This is a genomic window from Pontimicrobium sp. MEBiC01747 (genome assembly GCF_053601635.1).
Genome location: NZ_JBSHNS010000325.1, coordinates 1 through 13,518, shown reverse-complemented (window position 1 = coordinate 13,518; position 13,518 = coordinate 1). Strand labels below are relative to the sequence as shown.

The following is a 13,518-nucleotide window of genomic DNA, read 5'->3' as shown; positions in this document are numbered from 1 at the left end:
GTAGAAGCAGATGCATACGAGCCAAACGATTTTAACCTATACAACATGGCTGGTAACGTTGCAGAATGGGTGGACTCTTCTTACGATCCATCATCATACGAATTCGCATCTACTATAAATCCAAGTGTTAACGATAAAAACAACCACCGTAAAGTTGTAAGAGGCGGATCGTGGAAAGACGTTGCATACTTCTTACAAGTAAGTTCAAGAGATTACGAATACGCTGATTCAGCTAGAAGTTACATCGGATTTAGAACAATTCAAGATTACATGGGAACAGATGTAACAGCGAATGCTAGACGATAATACATTGTAAATATATTACCTACTTAAAATAACAAAAATTAAAATTAACTACTTAAAAATTAGAAATTATGGCACAAAAAGGGAAAATCTCGTCAATGAATATGGTCTATGGACTAGGAGCGGCAATCGTTATTATCGGAGCACTTTTTAAAATCCAACACTGGCCTTATGGATCACTTATCTTAACGATAGGGATGATTGTTGAAGCAGTTGTATTTACAATATCTGCATTCGAAAGACAAGCAGGAGATTTAGATTGGTCTTTAGTTTACCCAGAATTAGCTGGAGGCGTTGCAACTAAAAAAGGAAAAAAAGAAGAGCCTAAAGATGCAGAAGGTTTATTATCTAAAAAATTAGACAACTTATTAAAAGAAGCAAAAATAGATGGAGAATTAATGGCTAGCTTGGGAACTAGTATTAAAAACTTCGAAGGTGCTGCAAAAGGAATATCTCCTACTGTAGACTCTATCGCTGCAACTAAAAAATATGGTGAAGAAATGTCTTTAGCTGCTGCACAAATGGAATCTTTAAACAGTTTATATAAAGTACAAATGGAAAGCGCTAATCGTCAAGCAGCTATTAATGAAGAAGCAGTAGAAAATGCAGCTAAATTAAAAGAGCAAATGCAATCATTAGCATCTAACCTATCATCTTTAAATGGTGTTTACGGAGGAATGTTATCTGCAATGAACAAAAACTAATTAGAAGTTAGTATAAATTATTAATAACTAAAAAAACTAATTAGAAATGGCAGGAGGAAAACAGTCCGCAAGGCAGAAAATGATTAACCTGATGTACTTGGTATTCATTGCAATGATTGCAATGACAATGTCAAAAGAAGTATTATCTGCATTCGGGTTAATGAACGCTAAATTTGGCACAGCTAATGAATTAGCTGCAGCTACAAATAATGGAATCCTTGAACAATTAAAAGGGAAAGCAGAAGAAAAACCACAAGAATTTGCAGTAGTAGCTAGTAAAGCACAGCAAATAAGTAAAGTATCTGATGATTTTTATAAGTTTTTAGAAACTGTAAAAGAAGAAGATATTATCAAAAAAGGAGGTTACGAAAGAGACGAGAAAGGTGTTTTACCATACGAGTCTATGGATAAAGGTGACAAACTTAACGAGTTATGGTTTACTGGAGATCGTTTAACAAAACGAGGAGAAGAAATCATGGCTGCTATTAATAAGTATAAAGCAGATATTAAAGGTATTGTTGGAGAAGACGTTAAATGGACTAAAGTAATAGAAAGCTTTGAAAATCGTTTTGATTTAAGTGATGTTACTGATGGTGAGGGAGTAAAGAAGAAATGGTTAGATTATCATTTCCAAGGATTCCCAGCTATTGCTTCTTACACGAAATTAACAGCAATGCAAAACGATATTAAAGCTACAGAAACTAACATGTATAACGGATTCTTAGGAAACCTTGTTACAGAAGCTGTATCTTTAAAGAACTATAAAGCAATTATTTTAGCTGATAAATCTGCATTCTTTGCAGGAGAAAAATTCCAAGGTAGAGTTGTATTAGGTAAATATGCTAATGTAACACCAACTAAATTAATGGTTCAAGGAAAAGAAATTGACTTAGCTACAGCTATCGATTCTACAGGAGCAGCTACATTAGATTTTAATGTAGGTAATGTTGGAGAGCATGATGTTGAAGGTAAATTTACATTCTTAGAAGACGGTAAACCATTAGATATTCCTATTGTTGGAAACTATGTTGTAGTACCAAGACCTAATTCTGCTACAATATCTGCAGATAAAATGAATGTTGTATATCGTGGTGTAAATAACCCAATGACTATTTCTTTCGCTGGAGTACCAGATAATAAAGTATCTGCAAGTGCTTCTGGATTAAAAAGAGCAGGAAAAGCAGGACAATATGTAATGGTTCCAACTTCAGGTAGAGAAGTTACTATTAATGTTAGTGCTACTTTAGATGACGGATCTAAAGCTTCAGATAAAAAGACTTTTAGAATTAAAGATATTCCAGTACCAAGCGGAGTAATAGCAGGACAACACGGATCTTTCAAATTACCAAGAAACAATGTTGAAATAGGTAAAGTAGAAGCTAAACTTTTAGATTTCGATTTCGATTTACCATTAAGAGTAACATCTTTCAAATTTAAAGTGCCTGGTCAACCAAGTGTTACAGTACAAGGAAACAGATTAAACGGACAAGCTAAAGGCGCTTTACGTAAAGCTAAGCGTGGATCTACAGTTCAGATTTTCGATATTAAATCTAAATCTTCTGGACCAAAAATCAAGCCAGCAAATCCAATTATTATAGAGTTATCAAACTAAACTTTATAATTGTTAAAAATTAAAATTATTTTAGAATGAATTGTAAATCATTATTATCAGTTGTTTTTGGATTATGCTTAGCCTCTGGCGCATTTGCACAAGCTAACATATTAAATGCTAAAAGTCCTGATGAAATAGGAGTAAAGACAGAAGCGCAAAAGGCTATAGATAACGATAACCCGTTAGAATATGGTTATGTTGGTGATAGAGATATTATGTTCGCTAAAATGACTTGGGAGAAAATAGTTCTTGATGAGCGTGTTAATTTTCCTTTGTACTATCCTGTAGATACTAATAATATTGGATCTAACAGACGTTCTCTATACGATGTTTTAACAAAAGCAATTAGAGATGGTAAAATAGAAAAAGTGTATAACGATTCTTATTTTACTGGATTACGTACTAAAGAAGAATTAAGAGACATTACCACTAAAATTGATACATTACCTGTAGGTTACGATCAATTTAATGCAGATGGTCGTGTAGATCCTGAGTATATTACAAAAAGAACAATTGCATCATACGATGTTAGTGCTTATTTAATTAAAGGACTATGGTATTTTGATAAGCGTCAAGGAGAATTAAAGTATAGATTATTAGGGATAGCACCAGCTGCTCCAGATGTTAACTTTATTGATTCTAACGACGAAGCAAACAAAGAGCCAAATCCATTATTTTGGGTATTTTTCCCAGATGCTAGAGATGTACTGCACCAAGCGAAATCATTTAACTCTAAAAATAGTGCTGTACCATTTTCTTTCGATCACATTTTAAACGCTAGACGCTTTAATAGTGTAATTTTTAAAGAAGAAAATGTATATGGAGATAGAGAAGTAAATGAATACATTGCAGAAAACGCATTAATGCAATTGTTAGAATCTGATAGAATTAAAGACAAAATCAGAAACTTCGAATTAGACATGTGGTCTTACTAATCACATTTGCTATATAATTTAAAAGCGCTCACTGAAAAGTGAGCGCTTTTTGTTTTATTTAATTTGACCTTTAATAGCTATAATCCATTATCTTCGTAGTATGGAAGACCAAAAAGAGTTAGATTATATCATTGTAGGATGCGGTTTAGGAGGGATAAATTTTTGCGAAAAATTAATCGAAGCAAATAAAACATTTGTTGTTTACGATAACGAATCTCAAAAATCATCGGCAGTAGCAGGTGGTTTATATAATCCAGTAATTTTAAAGCGATTTACCAGTGTATGGAAAAGTAAGGAGCAACTCGATTTGGCACTACCTGTTTATAAAAATATTGAAAAACGCCTTAATACTAAACTAGACTATAAAGTTCCTGTATATAGAAAATTCGCCTCAATAGAAGAACAAAACAACTGGTATGCTGCATCAGATAAGCCAAACCTTAGAAGCCTATTATCTACAGTTATTCATGCAAATAAAAATGAATATATAGAAGCCGCATTTGGTATGGCAGAAGTGTTGGGTACAGGAAGAATAAATACTAAATTACTAGTTAAAAACTATAGAGAGTTCCTAAAAAAGTCACAACAATTAGTTATAAGTGACTTTAATTATGAACTACTAGAAATAAAGGATAATGAAATAAGTTATAAAAAAAACAAAGCAAAATGTATTGTTTTTGCTGAAGGTTTTGGTTTAAAACAAAACCCATTTTTTAAAGAGTTGCCTTTAACGGGGGTAAAAGGTGAATTATTAACAATACATGCACCAGATTTAAAATTAGATTTTGTTTTAAAATCTAGCGTATTTATAATACCCATTGGAGAAGATTTATACAGAATAGGCTCTACGTACGATTGGAAAGATAAAACCAATACAATTACTAAAAAAGCCAAAGACGAACTATTAGAGAAGCTAAAAACGCTAATTAAATGTGATTACGAAGTAGTTGACCAAGTCGCAGCAATTAGGCCCACAACAAAAGATAGAAGACCATTAGTAGGAGAGCATAAAAACCATAAAAATGTTTATGTCCTTAATGGCTTAGGAACAAGAGGCGTAATGATTGGCCCATACATAGCTAACGAATTGTATAATTATATAGAAAATAATAAGGCGCTGAATGCCGAAATAGATATAAAACGCTTTGAAACAAAGTAGTTACAAATACTATTTAATATTAGACTTATCGTAACTCATAAAAAGGTTAATCCATATATTCCTTGAAACCCTCATAATTATTGGCATAAAAGCAATTAATGTTATAACTATAGCCCCAAAAGCAACTTTTAAGCTAGTTTCTAGAAGCAAATAACTAACAACAAAAGCAGCTACAGCAAAAGCTATACCTACGCCATAACTAATATACATAGAACCGTAAAAAAACGAAGGTTCAATCTTATATTTTGTGTTGCAATGACTACAGCGCTCATGCATATCTAAAGCTTCGCGTAAAACATACGGGTTTGTATTTGTATACATAGATTCGTTATGGCACTTTGGGCAAACCCCCTTTATGATGCCATATAATTTAGTTCCTTTTTTAAACATATAAATTAATGTACTTTTGCAATCTCGTTAAAGAAAAAATAATTGATTTTAATAAGACTCTTAACTGTTTAGCGTTATATGTACAAAGTTAAGTTTTATCTATTTAAAATTTTATAACAAGAGACACATTCTATGCTAAATATTCATAATTTATCAATCTCCTTTCAAGGAGAATATCTATTCGAAGACATTACCTTTAAATTAGGAAATGGAGATAGAGTTGGACTTATAGGTAAAAACGGAGCAGGAAAATCTACAATGCTAAAAATATTGGCAAAGGAATTAGAACCAGATTCTGGACAAATTGCAGCCGATAAAACACTTAAAATAGGCTTCTTAAAACAAGATATTGATTTTGTTTTTGGTAGAACAGTATTAGAAGAGTCGTACGAAGCTTTTACAGAAATAAAAACTTTAGAAGCTCAAATGGAAGATATTAATAATCAACTAGCCGAGCGAACAGATTATGAGAGTGAAGCCTACAGTCAATTAATGATAGACCTTAATGAAATACAACACCAGTATGAAATTTTAGGGGGGTATAACTATCAAGGAGAAACAGAAAAAATACTACAAGGACTAGGTTTTAAACGAGAAGATTTTAATAAGTTAACCGATACGTTTTCTGGTGGGTGGAGAATGCGCATAGAGTTAGCGAAGCTATTATTACAAAGTAACGACATATTATTACTGGATGAGCCAACCAACCACCTAGATATAGAATCTATTATTTGGCTAGAAGGATTTTTAAAAAACTATTTTGGAGCAGTAGCAATTGTCTCTCACGATAAAATGTTTTTAGATAATGTTACTAATAGAACAATAGAAATTTCACTTGGTCGTATATACGATTATCCAAAACCGTATTCAAAATATTTAGTACTAAGAGAAGAAATAAGAACACAACAATTAGCCTCTCAAAAAAATCAACAAAAACAGATAGAGCAAACAGAGAAGCTTATAGAAAAGTTTAGAGCAAAAGCATCTAAGGCAACAATGGCACAATCGCTTATAAAAAAACTAGATAAAATTGAGCGTATAGAAGTAGATGAAGACGATAATAGTGTGATGACTTTAAATTTCCCTGTGTCTATAGTACCAGGAAAAGTTGTTGTAGATGCCAATGCAATTTCCAAAAATTATGGAGATAATCAAGTATTGTCTAATATAGATATCATGATAGAACGTGATATAAAAACAGCCTTTGTTGGGCAAAATGGTCAAGGAAAATCTACACTAGCAAAAATTTTAGTGGGAGATATACAGCATGATGGAGATTTAAAACTAGGCCATAATGTACAAATAGGTTACTTCGCACAAAATCAAGCAGAATACCTAGACGGGAGCAAGACCGTATTAGATACTATGATAGATGCAGCTAACGAAACCAATAGAAGCAAAGTTAGAGACATTTTAGGCTCGTTTTTATTTCGTGGCGAAGAAGTAGAAAAGTATGTTAGAGTATTGTCAGGAGGAGAACGCAACCGGTTGGCACTGGCTAAATTAATGTTACAGCCGTTTAATGTGCTAATAATGGATGAGCCTACAAACCATTTAGACATAAAATCTAAAAACGTTTTAAAAGAAGCACTACAACGTTTTGAAGGTACATTAATATTAGTATCTCACGATAGGGATTTCTTACAAGGACTTACTAGTACGGTATACGAATTTAAAGACCAGAAGGTAAAAGAGTATTTAGGAGATATAGATTATTATTTAGAGCAGCGTAAAGTTGAAAACTTAAGAGAAGTAGAAAAACGAACAGTAGTTAAAGCAACGCCCAAAGAAAGCAATAAACAATCCTACGAAGCGCAGAAAAAACTAAAATCGCTTAATAACAAATTAAGTAATGTAGAAGCAAAAATCAATCAATTAGAAAAAGAAATAAAAGAAATAGACGTTGAGTTAGCTACTAACTATGATGAAGTGGTGGCAGACCCTAAATTCTTTGATAATTACCAAGCAAAAAAGGATAACTTATCTAAACTAATGGAAGACTGGGAAGTAGTAACTATGCAAATTGAAGACTTTTCTTAACTTTTTTAACGATAGTAAAATAAGCATACTCTGGAGTCTTAGACCAATTACAGGAATGTTTATATGTTGTTCTTTAGTTTAATTTGTCGGTATTTTAGCGTTTTTTGTCGGATTCAAATATTATATATGTGTATTTAATCGTTAAAAATTGGTTTTAAGCGTTTTTTTAACTAAATTTGATAACAAGTGATTTTAAATCAATTTGTTAAATGAAATCGATACAACTAACTATAATTTGCCTTTTTTCATCAATATTAGCATTAGCTAATGTGTCTACAAGTGAGCAAGAAGCTTTGTTAGTATTATATAATGCTACACAAGGAGAAAAATGGAATGTAACTTGGGATTTAACAAAAACAGCAGATCATTGGCATGGAGTTACAATTAAAAATGATAAAGTTGTGGCTTTAGATTTATCCTTTAACAATCTTCAAGGAACAATACCAAACGAAATAGGAAATTTAACGAATCTTAAAAATATAAATCTAAGCTTTAACAAATTAGAAGGTGAAATACCAACTAGCATTACAAAATTAAAAAACTTAGAGACATTAGAATTATTTTTAAATAAACTAGAAGGTGAAATTCCTTCAGAACTAGGAACTTTAAGTCAGTTAAAAGTATTAACACTATACAGTAACAAATTAGAAGGAAATATTCCTGTAACTATTACAAACTTAGTTAATCTAGAAGTATTACAATTAGGAAGTAATTTTTTAACAGGAGTAATACCAACACAAATAAAGAGTTTAACCAAGTTGAAAAAGTTAAGCTTGATAGATAATAAACTAGAAGGATATATTCCAGTAGAGTTAGGAGAATTATATCAGCTAGAAGAGCTTATTTTAGCAGAAAACAACTTAATTGGGCATTTGCCATTGCAATTAGGACGCCTTAAACATTTAAATACTTTAATGGTAAGCGATAATAAGTTAGCCGAAAATTATGTAAGTGTGGTAGATGATAAAGCTAGCATTTCTAAAAGTTTACTAACAACGACTAAAACGTATGTTGTAGAAAGAGATTAAATCTAGAAATTATAATAATATAAAATAGAGACAGCTAACTTTACCGTTAGCTGTTTTTTTGCTTATGATAGAACATTTTTTTCAATGCCCGTATTGTTGGGAAGAGATCTCGATGCTATTAGATAATAGTGTTTCTAAACAAACTTATGTAGAAGATTGTGAGGTTTGTTGTAATCCAATACAAATAACACCGCAATTTACAACAATGGAACTTATTGGTTTTGAGGCGGTAAATATTGAACAATAATTTTTTTTAAAATAATGCTTGTTATATCTAAAAAGGGTTGTATATTTGCAGTCCGAAACAATTTGATCGGCATTATGAACCGAAAGTTAAAAGCTAAGTAAATTGTTAAAGATTAAATCGCGGGATAGAGCAGTAGGTAGCTCGTCGGGCTCATAACCCGAAGGTCACTGGTTCGAGTCCAGTTCCCGCTACTAGTAGAAAAAAGCTTCACATTTCTGTGAAGCTTTTTTTATTTATTATACCACTATTAGCTCCTTGAGTAACGATTAATCGATAATCGTTTTTTGGTTACAACCCTGTTATTGTTAGTTTATAGCAATATATACATTACTCATTTAAAATAAATGTTTAAATTTGATACTATAATCTTTCCATTTGAGAAATAAAAAGAAACATATAGCTTTATTTTTTCTGATATTTTTTATCAGTATAAAGGCATTCTCTCTACATACTTTTTCTCATAGTGATGATGGTGATTATAATGAGTGTGAGATATGTAAATATGTTACTGAGTCTAATAAAGCTTCCTTTATAAAAAGTAATTCAATTCAAATTAAAGAATTGGTTAATCATTTTTACAAAGAGCAGTTTTTAAATGAGTACTCATATCAATTTGTACAGTGCTCATTAAAAAGTACACTTTTTTATAGACCACCACCTGTAGTATAAAAAGACTTTAATTCCATTTTTTATAGTATTGATAATTATCAATACTATCACCTTTTTAATAGACTTTATGTACATGTATATATAATACGTGCATTACATTATATATACTATTAATATATAACATCGAATATACTATGATAACAACAAAAAACATCACCAAAACATATGGTGATTTTACTGCTGTAAATAATCTTTCTTTTAATGTAAATAAAGGAGAAATATTATGCTTGCTAGGCGCAAATGGGGCAGGGAAATCAACAACTATAAATATATTATTAAACTTTACAGAACCTACATCTGGAGTTGCAGAAATAAACGAATTAGATGTCGTTAAAAACCCAATTAAAACTAAAGGGTTTTTAACCTATATACCAGAGAACTTAATGTTATATCCAAGCTTAAGTGCACTAGAAAACTTAGATTATTTCACAAAACTTTCAGGGAAAAAATTCAATTCTCAAGAGTTAGGAATGTACTTAATAGAAGCAGGATTAGAAGAAGTTGCACATAAAAAACGGGTTAAAACATTCTCTAAAGGAATGCGTCAAAAAGTTGGAATAGCTTTGGCTATCGCAAAACAGTCAAAAGTTTTATTATTAGACGAGCCGACCTCTGGGCTAGATCCAAAATCGAGTAATGAATTTATAGCATTGCTCGATAAAATGAAGGATGATGGAGTAGCAATACTTATGGCAACTCACGATTTATTTAGAGCAAAAGAAGTAAGCACACATATAGGTATCATGCGTTCTGGAGTGTTAGAAAATTATTCAAATTCCTCTCAATTTTCATTAAAAGAGTTAGAGGCCATATATTTAGATATAATGAACTTTAAAAATGTGAATTGAAATGAAAAACATAATTTTTAAAGAACTAAAAGAATTAATAAGAGATGGACGATTTAAGATAACCATTGTAATTACTTTTGTTTTATTGGTTATAGCTACCATTACAGGAATAAATCAATATCAAAAAAGTAATCAGCAATATATTGAGTCTGTTTCTAAAGAACGTACAATATGGGAAACACAAGGAGAGAAAAATCCACACTCTGCTGCACATTATGGAACTTATGCATTTAAACCAAAATTTGCACTATCCTTATTTGATTATGGTGTTACTAAATACACAGGGAATTCAATATTTTTAGAAGCACATAATAGAAATGAAGCCTCGTTTAGTGAAGCTAGCGACCAAACAAGTTTAGCACGGTATGGAACACTCTCTATTAATTTTGTGCTGATTTATTTATTCCCACTACTTATTATTTTAATTGGGTACAATTCTTATACTAAAGAATTAGAGAACAGAACATTTAACATTCTTAAAAGTCAAGGTGTACATCCTATAAAACTTGTTTTAGGTAAGTGGTTAGCAGTATTTATACCTATTTTTATTATAACAGCTATTATTTTTTTAATAACAGGCGTAGTACTCTCAAATTTAGGGAACTTAACATTTTTTAGCTGGAATAGTTTATTATCTCTTTTTATTCTGTATTTGCTTTATTACTTAATTATTACAACACTTACCATTTTAGTTTCCATGTGGAGTAAAACTTCAGGGATATCATTAGTAAGTAGTTTAGTCGTTTGGATTTTATTTAGCTTTATTACCCCTAAGATTGCAACTAATTTTGCAAATGAAAATTATCCGTATCCATCAAAAACAGAATTCAACGCACGGATTACAGAAGATAAAAAAAATGGATTAGATGGGCACAATCCATGGAATGAAGCTGCCAAAAAACTAGAAGAAGAAACCTTAAGAGAATATGGAGTAGATAGTATCTATCAATTACCGTTTAACTATGCAGGTTACAGAATGCAAAAAGGAGAAGAACACGAAGCAAAAATATACGAAAAGCACTATAATATATTAAACACAATTGCAGCAAAACAAAACGATACCTATAAAAAGCTATCCTTTTTATCGCCGTTTATTCCTACAAGGTTCTTATCTATGGATATTGCACATACAAGCGATAATTTACATTGGAATTTTACCAAAGCAGCCGAAAAGTATCGTATAAAAAAGCAACAGTTTTTAAACTATGATATTAAAGACAATTCAAAATTTGGTGAACGAGGTTACAAAATGAAGGCGGAGAAATTTAAAAAACTACCTAAGTTTAATTTTACACCACCTACACTTTTAGAGATTCTAAAAGATAATACTCAAAATGTAATATTCTTAACACTTTGGTTATTAATACCGTTTATAGGATTATTAGTCTCATCAAAAAAAATATAACATTATGTTTTTGAACAATTTATTATACGAAATAAAATTACTTACAAGGAGCAATTGGCTAATAACTTTATTAGTAATTATTGTTCTATTATTTGCATTTGCTACTTATAATGGAAATAAAAATGTAGACAAAAGACTTAACGATATTGCAAAAGTACAGGAGGACTTACATAAAAAAGATAGTGTAATGTTAATGACTCTTGCAAAAATTGAAAAAGGAGAAAAAACAGAGGTGCCTTATTGGCAATTACCATCGGAACCGATGACTATTGGCTATAGACATCCGCGTTTGGCAATAATGCAACCAGAAGCACTATCGTTTTTAGCAACAGGACAAAGCGATATGTATACGCATTTTAAAAGCCCAACAGTTTATGGAAATAACTTTGCTTTAGATTATTCTGAAATGGTAAACCCAGTACAACTATTATTTGGCAGTTTCGATCTGGCTTTTGTTATTATTTTTATTTTACCATTGTTAATTATAGCTTTTACATTTAATATTTTATCTAAAGAAAAAGAATTAGGAACTTTAAGATTATTATCTGCACAACCAATTTCTACTATTAATTGGTTATTGCATAAAATGACTATTCGTTACTTGGTTTTTACTAGCATTACCTTGATTACATTACTCATTACGATTGCTGTTTTTTCTTCAGGAGCTTTTATAGCTAATACCAATAACCTATTAGGATTATTATTATTAATCGCTGGATATAATTTATTTTGGTTTGTATTGGCTTCTATTGTAAACATAAAAATTAATGATTCTTCAAAGAATGCTTTAACATTAATTGGGTTATGGCTATTTATAGTAATGGTTTTACCAGCTACAATAAATCAAGTTGGGAATTCTTTATATCCAACGCCATCACGCTTAAAAATGATTAATGAAATTCGTTTGATAAAAAAGGAAAATGAAGAAAAACAGAACGAAATAATGAGCGAGTATCTACGAAGTCATCCTGAGTTAGCACAAGGCAATGATAAGGAAAAATATGGCTTTTGGCATAATTATTTTGCTTCTGAAAAAGTGATGGAAGAAAAAAACAAACCTTTATTAGCAGAATACGATTTACAATTAAAAAAACAACAAAGACTAATTAGTGTATTTGAGTTTTTATCTCCCGCAATATTAATGCAACAATCATTAAATAAAATAGCCGGAACATCCGAGAAAAATTATAATGATTATAAAAAGCAAGTCTTTGAGTTTTCTAATCAATGGAGAAGTTATTTAGTACCAATGCTATTTAAAAAACAAAAATTTACAGCTGATAACTACAAAGAACTACCCAAGTTCGTTTATAAAAATAGAATTGATAACGATGTATGGATAAATATAGCAGTACTTCTTTTTATTAGTGCGATTATATTCTTTCAATTTACAGGTAAGCATTTAAAAAACAAATCTGCTCAAAAGTTTTTAAATTAATGAGATTTAGTCCTAACTATAACAGATTTTACAATAACCTTCAATAAATAAGTTAACTATTTATATATAAATACTGGTCTCTATAATTCAAGAGTTTTTTTTAGTCTTAAAAAACTAGAGGCCAGTAATTATATCTGTCGCTTTTTTCCTTTTGTCACTCCAAATTTTACACTCCATTTTAGTTTCGTTATAACTTGAAAGAAATAAAAAACTAATCAACATTTAATATGCTAAATACCTAGCTTACTATAGTTTTAAATAAAAATATACTGTAATTTTTATTATTTATAATAAAACTCAGTTGCATTAACAGGTGAAATACTTATATTTGCAACTAGGTTGCATTAATTTAATAGAAATAGTGAAATTAATATTACAAAAACCCGATGCTTTTGGTGCATTGGCAAGCACGTTATGTATAATACATTGTCTAGCAACACCATTACTTTTTATTGCGCAAACTTGTGCAATGGGAGGTTGTGAAACTGCCCCAGTTTGGTGGAAAAGCTTAGATTATTTGTTTTTAATGATTTCTTTTATAGCAATATATCGCTCTACAAAAACAACCTCTAAAAACGTTATGAAATACGCTTTATGGTTATGTTGGGGTGCATTATTTCTTTTAATTATAAATGAAAAAACACAATGGGTTTCTTTATCAGAAACCTTTACTTACTTCATTGCTTTTACTCTTGCAGCTTTGCACATATATAATATGAATTATTGCCAATGTAAAACAG

13 protein-coding genes and 1 tRNA gene are annotated in these 13,518 nt (G+C 30.6%); 13 read left to right on the top strand and 1 reads right to left on the bottom strand.

What is annotated here, in order from left to right; all coding sequences use genetic code 11:
• The 5 genes from ACVC2P_RS10755 to ACVC2P_RS10735 form a co-directional block, all read left to right on the top strand.
• Nucleotides 1–306: formylglycine-generating enzyme family protein (locus ACVC2P_RS10755; RefSeq protein ID WP_452598476.1), on the top strand; the 306-nt coding region annotated here is incomplete at its 5' end.
• Nucleotides 307–374: 68 nt separating this feature from the next.
• Nucleotides 375–1,007 carry a type IX secretion system motor protein PorL/GldL gene (porL, locus tag ACVC2P_RS10750; protein WP_452598475.1) on the top strand — a complete coding sequence of 211 codons (633 nt, stop codon included), beginning with the start codon at nt 375–377 and terminating at the stop codon, nt 1,005–1,007.
• 46 nt (nt 1,008–1,053) lie between these two features.
• A complete protein-coding gene (porM, locus tag ACVC2P_RS10745; RefSeq protein ID WP_452598474.1) occupies nt 1,054–2,619 on the top strand; it encodes a type IX secretion system motor protein PorM/GldM in 1,566 nt (521 codons plus the stop codon).
• Between the two features lie 35 nt (nt 2,620–2,654).
• A complete protein-coding gene (gene porN, locus ACVC2P_RS10740; RefSeq protein ID WP_452598473.1) occupies nt 2,655–3,554 on the top strand; it encodes a type IX secretion system ring protein PorN/GldN in 900 nt (299 codons plus the stop codon).
• Between the two features lie 100 nt (nt 3,555–3,654).
• Nucleotides 3,655–4,713, top strand: coding sequence for an NAD(P)/FAD-dependent oxidoreductase (locus tag ACVC2P_RS10735; protein WP_452598472.1), 1,059 nt, complete (start codon nt 3,655–3,657; stop codon nt 4,711–4,713).
• A 9-nt stretch (nt 4,714–4,722) separates the two neighbouring features.
• Here the strand turns inward: ACVC2P_RS10735 and ACVC2P_RS10730 are convergent, their stop codons facing one another.
• The gene (locus tag ACVC2P_RS10730) at nt 4,723–5,103 is read right to left on the bottom strand and encodes a DUF983 domain-containing protein (protein WP_452598471.1); all 381 of its coding nucleotides are present in this window, start codon (nt 5,101–5,103) and stop codon (nt 4,723–4,725) included.
• A 132-nt stretch (nt 5,104–5,235) separates the two neighbouring features.
• Between ACVC2P_RS10730 and ACVC2P_RS10725 the strand changes: the two genes are divergently transcribed.
• The 8 genes from ACVC2P_RS10725 to ACVC2P_RS10690 all read left to right on the top strand — a co-directional run.
• Nucleotides 5,236–7,143, top strand: coding sequence for an ATP-binding cassette domain-containing protein (locus tag ACVC2P_RS10725; protein ID WP_452598470.1), 1,908 nt, complete (start codon nt 5,236–5,238; stop codon nt 7,141–7,143).
• A gap of 209 nt (nt 7,144–7,352) precedes the next feature.
• The gene (locus ACVC2P_RS10720) at nt 7,353–8,171 is read left to right on the top strand and encodes a leucine-rich repeat domain-containing protein (protein WP_452598469.1); all 819 of its coding nucleotides are present in this window, start codon (nt 7,353–7,355) and stop codon (nt 8,169–8,171) included.
• A 64-nt stretch (nt 8,172–8,235) separates the two neighbouring features.
• The gene (locus ACVC2P_RS10715; RefSeq protein WP_452598468.1) at nt 8,236–8,418 is read left to right on the top strand and encodes a CPXCG motif-containing cysteine-rich protein; all 183 of its coding nucleotides are present in this window, start codon (nt 8,236–8,238) and stop codon (nt 8,416–8,418) included.
• A 118-nt stretch (nt 8,419–8,536) separates the two neighbouring features.
• Nucleotides 8,537–8,609: transfer RNA gene (locus tag ACVC2P_RS10710), tRNA-Met, on the top strand.
• 612 nt (nt 8,610–9,221) lie between these two features.
• On the top strand, nt 9,222–9,935 hold the full coding sequence (locus tag ACVC2P_RS10705) for an ABC transporter ATP-binding protein (RefSeq protein WP_452598467.1): 714 nt from the start codon (nt 9,222–9,224) through the stop codon (nt 9,933–9,935).
• A gap of 1 nt (nt 9,936) precedes the next feature.
• On the top strand, nt 9,937–11,340 hold the full coding sequence (locus ACVC2P_RS10700; protein ID WP_452598466.1) for an ABC transporter permease subunit: 1,404 nt from the start codon (nt 9,937–9,939) through the stop codon (nt 11,338–11,340).
• A 4-nt stretch (nt 11,341–11,344) separates the two neighbouring features.
• Nucleotides 11,345–12,778: a DUF3526 domain-containing protein gene (locus ACVC2P_RS10695; protein ID WP_452598465.1), complete on the top strand. Its 1,434-nt coding sequence runs from the start codon at nt 11,345–11,347 to the stop codon at nt 12,776–12,778.
• A gap of 361 nt (nt 12,779–13,139) precedes the next feature.
• Nucleotides 13,140–13,518, top strand: a 379-nt coding sequence (locus ACVC2P_RS10690; protein WP_452598464.1) for a MerC domain-containing protein, incomplete at its 3' end; no start/stop codon positions are given.

Excerpts from the sequence above, each read along its gene's own strand:
- porM (WP_452598474.1), top strand. The coding sequence starts at position 1,054 with ATGGCAGGAGGAAAACAGTCCGCAAGGCAGAAAATGATTAACCTGATG.
- ACVC2P_RS10705 (WP_452598467.1), top strand. The coding sequence starts at position 9,222 with ATGATAACAACAAAAAACATCACCAAAACATATGGTGATTTTACTGCT.
- ACVC2P_RS10715 (WP_452598468.1), top strand. The coding sequence starts at position 8,236 with ATGATAGAACATTTTTTTCAATGCCCGTATTGTTGGGAAGAGATCTCG.
- ACVC2P_RS10720 (WP_452598469.1), top strand. The coding sequence starts at position 7,353 with ATGAAATCGATACAACTAACTATAATTTGCCTTTTTTCATCAATATTA.
- porL (WP_452598475.1), top strand. The coding sequence starts at position 375 with ATGGCACAAAAAGGGAAAATCTCGTCAATGAATATGGTCTATGGACTA.
- ACVC2P_RS10735 (WP_452598472.1), top strand. The coding sequence starts at position 3,655 with ATGGAAGACCAAAAAGAGTTAGATTATATCATTGTAGGATGCGGTTTA.
- ACVC2P_RS10730 (WP_452598471.1), bottom strand. The coding sequence starts at position 5,103 with ATGTTTAAAAAAGGAACTAAATTATATGGCATCATAAAGGGGGTTTGC.
- porN (WP_452598473.1), top strand. The coding sequence starts at position 2,655 with ATGAATTGTAAATCATTATTATCAGTTGTTTTTGGATTATGCTTAGCC.
- ACVC2P_RS10700 (WP_452598466.1), top strand. The coding sequence starts at position 9,937 with ATGAAAAACATAATTTTTAAAGAACTAAAAGAATTAATAAGAGATGGA.
- ACVC2P_RS10725 (WP_452598470.1), top strand. The coding sequence starts at position 5,236 with ATGCTAAATATTCATAATTTATCAATCTCCTTTCAAGGAGAATATCTA.
- ACVC2P_RS10695 (WP_452598465.1), top strand. The coding sequence starts at position 11,345 with ATGTTTTTGAACAATTTATTATACGAAATAAAATTACTTACAAGGAGC.